General features: G+C 46.9%; 10 protein-coding genes. 9 read left to right on the top strand and 1 reads right to left on the bottom strand.

The window, feature by feature from the left end; translation table 11 throughout:
- Positions 1–91 precede the first annotated feature (91 nt).
- The 9 genes from AD944_RS16170 (at position 92) to AD944_RS02025 (ending at position 10,042) form a co-directional block, all read left to right on the top strand.
- The gene (locus tag AD944_RS16170; protein ID WP_082741321.1) at positions 92–2,254 is read left to right on the top strand and encodes a TonB-dependent receptor; all 2,163 of its coding nucleotides are present in this window, start codon (positions 92–94) and stop codon (positions 2,252–2,254) included.
- Positions 2,255–2,283: 29 nt separating this feature from the next.
- Positions 2,284–3,675: an amidohydrolase family protein gene (locus AD944_RS16165; protein ID WP_082741320.1), complete on the top strand. Its 1,392-nt coding sequence runs from the start codon at positions 2,284–2,286 to the stop codon at positions 3,673–3,675.
- Positions 3,676–3,731: 56 nt separating this feature from the next.
- On the top strand, positions 3,732–4,163 hold the full coding sequence (locus AD944_RS02055) for an amidohydrolase family protein (protein ID WP_045543299.1): 432 nt from the start codon (positions 3,732–3,734) through the stop codon (positions 4,161–4,163).
- A 79-nt stretch (positions 4,164–4,242) separates the two neighbouring features.
- Positions 4,243–4,719, top strand: a complete 477-nt coding sequence (gene tnpA / locus AD944_RS02050; RefSeq protein ID WP_169794937.1) for an IS66-like element accessory protein TnpA — start codon at positions 4,243–4,245, stop codon at positions 4,717–4,719.
- A complete protein-coding gene (gene tnpB / locus AD944_RS02045; RefSeq protein WP_045543298.1) occupies positions 4,716–5,063 on the top strand; it encodes an IS66 family insertion sequence element accessory protein TnpB in 348 nt (115 codons plus the stop codon). The genes tnpA and tnpB overlap by 4 nt, the downstream gene beginning before the upstream one ends.
- A gap of 48 nt (positions 5,064–5,111) precedes the next feature.
- On the top strand, positions 5,112–6,749 hold the full coding sequence (tnpC, locus tag AD944_RS02040; protein ID WP_052427265.1) for an IS66 family transposase: 1,638 nt from the start codon (positions 5,112–5,114) through the stop codon (positions 6,747–6,749).
- Positions 6,750–6,792: 43 nt separating this feature from the next.
- Positions 6,793–7,452, top strand: coding sequence for a UPF0149 family protein (locus AD944_RS02035; protein WP_045543297.1), 660 nt, complete (start codon positions 6,793–6,795; stop codon positions 7,450–7,452).
- 72 nt (positions 7,453–7,524) lie between these two features.
- On the top strand, positions 7,525–8,547 hold the full coding sequence (locus tag AD944_RS16160; protein ID WP_169794936.1) for an amidohydrolase family protein: 1,023 nt from the start codon (positions 7,525–7,527) through the stop codon (positions 8,545–8,547).
- Between the two features lie 355 nt (positions 8,548–8,902).
- Positions 8,903–10,042 (top strand): nucleoside hydrolase, encoded by a 1,140-nt coding sequence (locus tag AD944_RS02025; RefSeq protein WP_052427263.1) that lies wholly within the window; start codon positions 8,903–8,905, stop codon positions 10,040–10,042.
- Between the two features lie 38 nt (positions 10,043–10,080).
- Here the strand turns inward: AD944_RS02025 and AD944_RS17210 are convergent.
- The coding region (locus AD944_RS17210; protein WP_211263321.1) for a hypothetical protein at positions 10,081–10,375 on the bottom strand (295 nt) is incomplete at its 5' end.

Here is a 10,375-nt window from a genome sequence, read left to right as displayed (position 1 = left end):
GACTATCACAGGTCAGAGTTAATGTGACAGCACCGGTAAAGCAAAAGAAGAGGCTATAAATGTATCAGGAATAAAGACACGCGGAGGTGGCATGATGAGACATGAAACAAGTGCTTCCAGTGTTCAAACCGTTACCAAGCCTTATATTGAAATGCAAAGTCCCACCAGTACAGCGCTTGACTTGGTAAAAAATCTACCAAGTGTTAGTGTTCAAAATTTTGATTCGTCTGGTATGAGAGGTGGTAATATTTTAAGCCGCAGTTTAACCGATAATGATATGGCAATTACACTTGACGGAATTCCTGCATCCTCTGCCCAATATTTAGCAAACAATGTTGACTCCGAGAATATAAAATCTGTTTCAATTACACCAGCTACTGTAGCAATCGACCTGCCCGTAACAAGCGCGGCTGCTGGAGTTATGGATGAGCAGACCATTACACCGAGTCACAAGTTTGGTGGTATGACAGATTTTTCTTATGGTACAAATAATCTGTCTCGTGAATTTATCCGTATCAACACGGGTGATATTGGCAAAAATGGACCCCGTGCATATATCTCTTTTTCTCATGCTCATGCCCGTAACTGGAATGGACCAGGGACAGCAGATCGCAAACATATTGACTTTGGTATGAGTAAAGACTTTGAAAACGGATCAAATATAAAGCTATTTTTAAGTTGGAATCATCAAGATAATATTTGGTATTCATCTATCAGGGAGGCCGCATTTAATGCGGAAAAAAATAATAGATCATACACAAATTATAACTACGCAAAAGAATATAATCCCCAAAACCCATCGAGCTATTATAAAAATGCTGGTTACAATCAAGAAACAGTTTTTTTAACTGCACCAACTCATATTGTATTGTCAAAAAAAATAACACTTAATATTTCGCCATATTATTTCGATTTACGCAGTTTTGGAAATCACTATGGTAATATTACTGGCGGGAGCACTTACTACGGCGCTCAATCCGTTCCGGTAGCGTTAGGAGGGAGTGATGCGTTACGTCCCGGACAAACAACACCATATATATCGCCATGGAATATAGATAATCCTAATGTTGGTGCTGTTGCTAAATTTGATATTCAAGTTGACAAACACAATCATTTGCAGTTTGGTTACTGGTATAATTATACTGATGCCAATACTGTAGAAACACTTGGGGGGATTGGTTCTAATCTTAATTATACAGGTATAAATTATAATATTGTTGATAATTCGTATTCACCAAAAGCCTATCGAAATAGGGATAATAATGCAGGGTATGAAACTCATGCACTGTTTATTGAGCATATTTCTAAATATCTAGAAAATAAATTAACCATCTCTGCTGGCTTTAAGTTAGCAATGATCAATCAGTGGGCGCATAATCGAATTACGAATGATCGCCATGGAAGCAATTATGTTGTGCCATTGCCACAACTTTCTGCTTCCTACATGATTAATAAGCACCACCAAGTATACCTAAATGCTGAGGGAGATTTTCGTCTACCAGACGCTTCTAGCCTCCTTCTTACATATGGGATCACAAACGGAAAAATTTCTGGTGCACCATCTTATGCTAAACCACAATATGCAATTAAGGAAGAATTAGGTTACCGATACCTAGACAAAAATATTATAATTGATTTTTCTCTTTTTAATTACAGTATTACAAACCGTTTATTATCAGTAACAAATTTTGTCGATGGAGCTCAAATTTCGCAGACAATTAATGCAGGCAATCAAACTGCACGTGGCTTTGACTTGATGATATCAACTCCATCTATTCACCATTTTAGCCCATATGCTTCTTTTGAATATCTTTACGCACGAGAGGACTCAAATATTCCATCTCAAGGTGATCTTCTTCCTACGAAAGGACTAAGGCCAGTTCAAGCTCCTTCAATAATGGCAAATTTTGGTCTGACTTACGATAATGGGAACGTATTTGGGAATGTAGGTATCCATTATACAGGGTCACAGTACGCGACATTCATGAATGATCAAAAAATACCAGGCTATATAACTGATTCCATTGCTATCGGATATAGATTTCCTTCATTCTGGCTATTACACAAACCAGTATTCAAAATGAACTTCAATAATATAACTGGTTCTTTTGTTCGTACAGGAATATTTTCACCAGCTGCCAATTATAGGACTGTGAAAGGTATTTATGGAACGACGATGTCAGGTGGAACTGGATCTAACTTTTACCTTATGCCACGGTTTAATATGACTGGCAGCATTTCAGTCGATTTTTAATAAAACAATCGATAAATAAAGGAAAAAAAATGGAACACGAAAAAAATATTGATATATTAATAAAGGGATGCGATATCGTAACTTTTGATAAGGATAATACGGTACTGCGTGATGGATATATTGCTATAAAAGAGAATAAGATTCTTTGTATGGGATCTAAAAAAGAATTTCCTACCAAATTTATTGCAAAAGAAACTATAGAGGCATCGGGTATGATAGCTATGCCCGGTTTGGTCGATGGACATTACCATACTGGGCAACAGCTTCTTAGAGGAAGTTTAGCTGCGATACATCGTAAGCATCTTTCCAAAAGCCCTCATTGGAAAAATTATTATATACCCTTTGAAACAGGTCTTACTCCAGAAGATGTTTATTATAGCGGCCTTGTAGGCTATACTTCGATGATTAGTGTTGGAACAACTTGCTTTATGGAAGCAGGAGGACCGCATCCTGACGAAATGGCACGAGCAGCAAGTGATGTTGGAATTCGAGGTTATGTCTCTTTGAATACTATGGATTTCGATGAAAGTATCCCAGAGGCTTACCGCATGTCAACTTCTGAAGCACTCAAACAGAATGAGGCGCTTGTCAGGCGCTGGGAGAAACATGAAACAGTAAAAGCATCATTATCACTACGACAACTCATCGTATCAACAGAGGAGTTAAGAAAAGGGTTAGCGCATCTTGCTATCGAATTAGACACATTTGTACATACCCATCTATCAGAAGGTGCTTATGAAGTTGACTATGCTATGGAGCAATTTCATCGTAGACCAACTGAGTATTTTTCTGATATAGGCCTTTTAAATTCTAGATTACATTGTGCTCATACTATTTTAATGACAAATCATGATTTAGAAATATTCTCGAAGTCGAAAGCTACAGCATGCCATTGTGCATTTGGTAACTATGGATTCGGCCCTCATCGGTTTAAAGCGATGCTAAATAAGAATATTCCGGTTGGACTTGGAACCGACGGACCTGGAGGTCGTTGCACATTGGACTTGTTTGAAGTTGCTCATTTTGCTGTATTGGGACAAACCCTTGTTTCGGGAACTCCATACCATTCTTCAAGCTTGGGTTACGAAGAAGCTTTAAGCGTATGTATTAGAAATGGTGCAAAAATAGCGAGATTAGATCGAAACCTCGGATGTCTAGCGGTAGGAAAATACGCGGATATCGTATTGATTGGAGCTGAAGATCACGATCAGTTTCCAGTCGTTGATCCAGTTGTGACTATTAGCCAAAATTGTAATGGGCGTGATGTTCAAACAGTGATTGTTAATGGAAAAATCATTATGAAAAATAGAGAATTTTTAACTATTGATATTGAGAAAATGCGTAGATCTGTTAGCGCTCAATATCAAGATCTAATGAAACGCTACCATACGGTTCTTAGAGAAAATAACACTCCTTATTAAATATATTTTCCAGTTAGGAATACAGAAAATGGAAAAATGTAAAAAAAAAAATAATCATGACTACACGTCGAAATATTCTTGCGTCAGCTGCAACTTTGGCGGTTTCTACAAATAAACCTAAGTTGTTGCGCGCAGATACCCTCTTTAAGTCTGATGATTGCAATACTGATATTCTTATAATACACGCCGATATTGTAACTTTTTCAAAAGATAACATTGTGTATACAGATCATGCAATCGCAATAGTTGGGAATAAGATCACTTGGATTGGCCCAACATATAAAAGTAACAATAAATTTAAAGCAAAAAAAACAATCGACGCACATGGAATGATTGTTATGCCAGGATTAATAGATACTCATTGTCACACAGCTCAAAAATTTTTTATGGGGAACAATAGTTTAAGCAACAAAAAAGGTCCTTTCTGGAAGAGAAATCTTATCTTATTCGAAAGCTTACTAGAGCCAGAAGACGTATATCTAAGGTAAGCGTGAGCTGCTCCCCACCTAGCGTTTGGGTGGATAATTGATGGATAATTCTGTCGATTTCCACAACGGGACGAATGCCATGACACACGATGATGGTCTGGAGGCAAAGAATTTAAGTGCTGGAGGTATTATTGATGGTCATATGACTGGTCGTAATGACAGTTATATGACCAGTTCTTACGTGGCTGGACCGCGCGAGGAGATTGAAATCCGTCGCCGTGTCATTCGTCGTCGTCGCTGGAGCGATCAGGAAAAGGTTCGCATCCTCACGGAAGCCTTCGCTCCTGGAGCAAGCCGCAGGGCTGTCGCGGAACAGTATGGGATCGCGCCGGCGCAGCTTTATATCTGGCGCAAGCATTTGATGGGACTCCCTGCCGAGGAGGGGTTCATACCTGTTCATGTTGGGAGTTCGGCTCTGACAGCACGGCAGCCCGGGAAGGTGTCACCTATGGCGTCCGTCGAGATTGTTCTGCCCAACGGCATCAGCATCCGGACGGACTGGGCGTTTGATCCCGAAGCGGTGTGTCGGCTGGTTGCTGGTCTGGTGCGGCCATGATCTGGCCTTCTGGAGAGGTCAGGATATGGCTTGCCTGTGGGGTGACAGACATGCGGCGCGGGATTAATTCCCTGGCGTTGCAGGTGCAGACGACATTGGGTCGGGATCCTCACGATGGGTCGATTTACATTTTCCGTGGGCGCAAAGGCGACACGATAAAAGTTTTGTTTTGGGATCGGCAGGGCATGTGCCTGGCGATGAAACGTCTTGAGTCCGGAAGGTTCGTATGGCCCCTGGCCAAAGATGGCTCTGTGTCCCTGACGACGGGTCAGATGGCGATGCTTGTTGAAGCCATTGACTGGCGTGCCACGGCCTGGACAGCAAGGCCACAGGTGGTTGGCTGACGGGCCAGCTATCTTGTACTGACCATGGTTATCTGATAGGATTGGGGCATGTCCAGTATGCCCCCACATGAGATGGAAGAACTGGCTGCGCTCCGGGCTGAACTCGCGGCCGCGCGGCATGCCCTGAGTGCTGCGGAGCAGAAGCTTGCGGTCGCTGAGGACAAGCTGGCGCACGCGTATGATCGCTGTGCGGCCCTACAGTTACAGATTGAGCGTACGCGTGAACAGCTGGCCCTGATGCGACGGCAGAAATACGGGCAGAAATCCGAGCGTCACCAGAAAGAGATGGACCAACTCGAACTGGTGCTCGACGACCTTGAGGAGACGCTGGCCGAGGCCAGTGCCGAACGGGCGGCCCGAGAACGCGAAAAGGGCGAAACACCCAGGCCACGCCGCAAGGCGATCCGTCGCCCGTTGCCCGATCACCTGCCGCGTGAGGTGATTGAGTTGGCCCCCACCATCGTGTGTGCATGTGGGCAGTGCAATCCCGACGGGCTGGTGCGTATTGGCGAGGACGTCACCGAGGTTCTGGAAAAGATTATCGCCCCCCTTAAGGTGCTGCGCTATGTGCGGCCCCGTCTGGCCTGCCGGTCGTGCGAGACGATTTTCCAGGCGCCTGCGCCGGATCTGCCGGTCGAGAAAGGACGCGCTTCTGCCAGTCTGATCGCGAGCGTGATCGTCGCCAAATACTGGGATGGTCTGCCGTTGTACCGGCAGTCGTCGATTCTGGCGCGTGATGGGGTGGAGATCGATCGCAGCACGCTCGCCGACTGGATCGGACATGGGGCCTGGTGGCTGGAGCCGCTGCGCGATCGCATTCAGGCCTACGTCATGAGCCGCGACGTCCTGTGGACGGACGATACGCCGATCAAGGTGCTGGCGCCGGGGCGGGGAAAAACGAAAGAAGCCCGCATCTGGTGCTACGGCCACGATCCCGCCACATGGGGAAGCAACGAGCCGCCGGCGATGCTGTATTGTTACAGCGCCGACCGCAAAGGGGAGCGGCCTCGAACTCATCTTGAGCGTTACGCTGGCTGGCTGCACTCGGATGCATACGCGGGCTACGAAAAGATTTTTGGTAACAAGGACGGCAAACCCTCACCAATCCGGCCGGTGGCCTGCATGGCCCATGCGCGCCGCTATTTTTTCGATGTCTACGCCACGCAGCCAGCCCCTCTGGCCGAAGAGGCTGTCGCCAGGATCGGCCTGCTCTATGATATCGAACGCGAGATCAGAGGGCTGCCACCGGACCAGCGCCTGGCTGTCCGGCAGGCCCGGGCGGTTCCCATCCTGAAGGATTTCCATATCTGGGCAACAGCCCAGAAAGCACGGGTCTCCAGCAAATACGCTCTGGGTAAGGCGTTCAACTATGCGCTGAAACGCTGGGATCGTTTGTGCGCCTATACGCGCGACGGACGCCTCTCCATCGACAATAACTTCTCTGAAAGGTGTCTGAGGAACATCGCGGTCACGCGCAAGAATTTCCTGTTTCTGGGATCAGATCGGGGCGGAGAACGCGCCGCGATCTTCTATACCCTGCTCACCACCGCCGCCCTCAACGGACTGAACCCGGAACGCTGGCTGGCGGATGTGCTTGATCGCCTTGCCCGGGGTCATCCAATGCATCAGATTGATGACCTCCTGCCCTGGAACTGGTCGCTCCAGGCAAAGCCGCAGGCCACCTGAAAAGTCTTGATCCGGGCTGGCAGATGTGTTGCGCTACCGTAGCATGCCGCCACAAACAAAACTCCCTCCCTATCTCCGTCAGCTCGAACGCGTCCTCGTACGGCTTGAGACAGCCATGCTGTTGAGCGAACTGGACGGGTTTCTCGCCGGTGTCGTCATCTGCCCCGACATCATTCTGCCCTCAGAATGGCTGTCCGTGGCGCTTGATCCCGAAGACGCGGGGGAGCCTGTTCTCGAACACGAGAACGATCTCCGGTTGATCCTGCGTCATTACAACGTCGTGCTCCGTGATCTCGATCGCGGGCGTTATGCGCCCCTGTTTGATATCGACATACTGCATGGCGAAATACTCTGGGAAGTGTGGATTGAGGGCTTCGAGCGTGCCATGGCGTTGCGGCCCGACGTATGGAACGATCTGCTTCACGACCCCGATGAGAACGTGCTCTACGCTCTTGCCGGTTTGCGCAGGCTCATCGCCATGACCAAAGTCACGACCAACAGCAACGATGGACTCACCGCCCTGCTGAACGAAGCCGCACCGGATCTCATCCCCGACTGGGTGCAGACGCTCCATGCCGCGCGCCTGTCAGACTCCGAGGACCAGTTCTCCAACATCCAGGCCATGTCAACAAAAGTCGGACGAAACGACCCATGTCCCTGTGGATCCGGTAAAAAGTACAAGAAATGCTGCGGAATGAACTGAGCTAATCCAGCCCATAAAATGCAAGTGTGGGGAGCAGCTCACGCTTACTATCTAAGTGGTATGGTGAATTATATGTCGATGATTAGTTCCGGCACGACATGTTTTCTGGAGGCTGGAGGCCCACACCCTGATGAAATGGGTCGTGCGGCCAATGATGTTGGTATACGTGGCATAATTGCACTTAATACATGCGATAAAGATGGTCCTGGAGGCTTGCTACCTAAAAGTCATATTCGGAGTACTAAGGCGTGTCTGACGGAAAATGAAGCACTCGTTTTGCGTTGGTCTGATCACCCAAGAGTTAATGCATGGCTTTCATTGCGTCAGATTCTTGTCAATTCTGAAGATCTTAGGGTCTCGATGTGGCATCTTGCTAACCAACTCAATACGACGATTCATACTCACCTTTCAGAGGGTACTTATGAAATAGATTATACTATTGATAATTATAATTTAAGACCGCCAGCTTACTTAAAAAAACTTGGTATTTTTGATCATCGAATGCACCTTGGTCATTCAGCAATGCTTAATGATCATGATTTGCAACTGTATATGGAGAGTAACGTATCAGCTTCACATTGTGCCTATCAAGATTATTTTATATCTCCGCATAGGTTTTATGAAATGGTTACAGGAGGAGTAATGGTTGGTCTTGGTACAGGAAGTTCTGCTTCGCGTGGTAATTCAGATCTTTTTCAAGTTGCGCATTATGCCGTGTTGGGTCAGGCCATTGAATATGGAACTCCTTTTCTGGCAGGAATGCCCATTGATTATAAAGATATGCTGAAATTTGCGATAGGAAACGGTGCACGGGCGGCAAGACTTGAACACAAAATTGGTTCTCTCGAAGTAGGGAAATGTGCAGATATTGTATTATGTGAAAGCGACAGTATTGATAATTTTTTCTGTGATGATGAACTACATGCTTTATCTTCTATGACTACAGGTAGAAATGTCAAAACTGTTATTGTCGATGGAAATATAATTATGGAAAATCGGAAATTCCTCACTGTTGACGAAGAATGCATAAAATCAAGATCCAAAATATTATATAGAAAACTACAGAATAAATTTTCTGAGATATCTAGCATATAGAAAAAATTCACTTTGTTGGAAAGGTTGTTTTATATGTGGATTAGAGATAAAACTTTTATATTTTTCTGTATAATTGCAATAAATAATAGATCTTATGCCGCGTCATTAAGGAAAGTTATCATGGACGACGATGGTTTGGGGCTTGCTCCACTATCTTCTGATAGCAGAACATGAACTATTCGACGCAGAGAACCGGAGTGTATGCGTTTCGTACCAACGCACGCCCTACGCGCGGTATAACTGGGGGTAAAATTGCCGGGCCCGCTCCGACATATTACGTCGAACCGGGATTTTCGGCGATCATGACTATCAGTAGTAATTTCTAAATACTCTGTGAGTGACAGGAGTTATCCTCATGACCGTTAAAACAGTTCTGTGGGCGATTACACTGCTCGCTTTTGGGCTTTTTGATTTGCGATACGGCTTGGTAAGAGCGTCAACATCCGATACGACGAGGCTTGTCATCATCGATCAAGATGCCAAAAGTGCTGGAAGCGAAGGTACCGGCGCGATTGCGTTTGCCTTGCAAGATACGGGCGTAAAAGTAATCGGCATTACCGTGGTTAGTGGCGATGGGTGGGAAAAGGAGGAAGAGCTTCATACAGTTCGGTTGCTAGAACTGATCGGCAGGACGGACGTACCGGTCGTCGGTGGTGCAGTATGGCCGCTTGTCAATAATCTGGCGCTCACCCGGAAATGGGAAAGTCTGTACGGCAAACTTGGTTATGCGGGGGCCATGACGCAGGCATGGCCTTCCGAAGGCGGCCAAAAGCGTGAGCCTTTTCATATGCCCGAAATCGTGCCGCAAATCCGAGAAGGAATGCCGACGACGGGTGCCATTCACGAGACCGCAGCAGCTTTCATGGTGCGAATGGTCCATCAGAATCCCGGACGCGTCTCGATCATATCTCTAGGGCCGGCGACGAATATCGCCATAGCGTGTGCGCTCGATCCACATTTTGCCTCGTCGGCGCGGGAGCTGATTCTTCTGGGCAGCAGCGGCAGCGAGTCGAAGCAGGACGGAGACCCGTTTTCCGAGCAATCGAGATACGCGCCGCGGATTGGCTTCAATATTAGGTGGGATCCGGAAGCGGCTTCTATTGCGCTGCATGCCGGCTGGAAACGGATCGTGATGATGACCGGTCCGGCAAGTAGTGAGGTCCGTCTGACGCAGGATATCCTCGACACCATAGGTCGTTCGGAAAGCCGTGCGGGACGCTACATGAAGAATTGGAATACGAAGCCAGGTATTCCCCTATGGGATCCTGCGGTTGTTGCAGTCTTTCTCGACAACACGCTTGTAAAGCGTCATGAATCAGTAGCGGTGGATATCGACCTAGATCGGGGAGCGAATTATGGGGCAATGTTGACATGGCCAGAGGCAAGACGTCCGAATGTCGGAGAGCCGATAGTCGATCTCATTGAAGCTATCGACAATGAACGCTTTAGGAACATGTTCATCAATTATATGAGCAATTCTTCCGGGAATCCATAACCCGGCTCAGTCAGAAAAATAGAATTCGGAAAGCCTCCTCACTCCGGATCATGAATCGCCAACATGTCGAGGCTGGATATCAATCTGGTAGCCACCTGGAGGGTTCGAAAAACCCCTTGGCTCTGAATTGGTGGCTGTGATTCCATACCTTGTGTGATGATTGGGGGGGGATGGCTCATGAAGCAGCCGGGTTTCTTTGATGTTGACGGTAACCGGCCGTCCTGGGCCACCTGGAGGGTTCGAAGAACCCTTGATTGATTACCCCTGCGCCTGATTTCTGGTTTCTGGTCCTGATTTTCACTCTGCATTTTGAGCAGAGAGAGGGTTTCATGC

This window comes from Acetobacter tropicalis, assembly GCF_001580915.1.
Classification (GTDB): Bacteria; Pseudomonadota; Alphaproteobacteria; order Acetobacterales; family Acetobacteraceae; genus Acetobacter; species Acetobacter tropicalis.
This window is presented reverse-complemented; position numbering and strand designations above follow the sequence as displayed.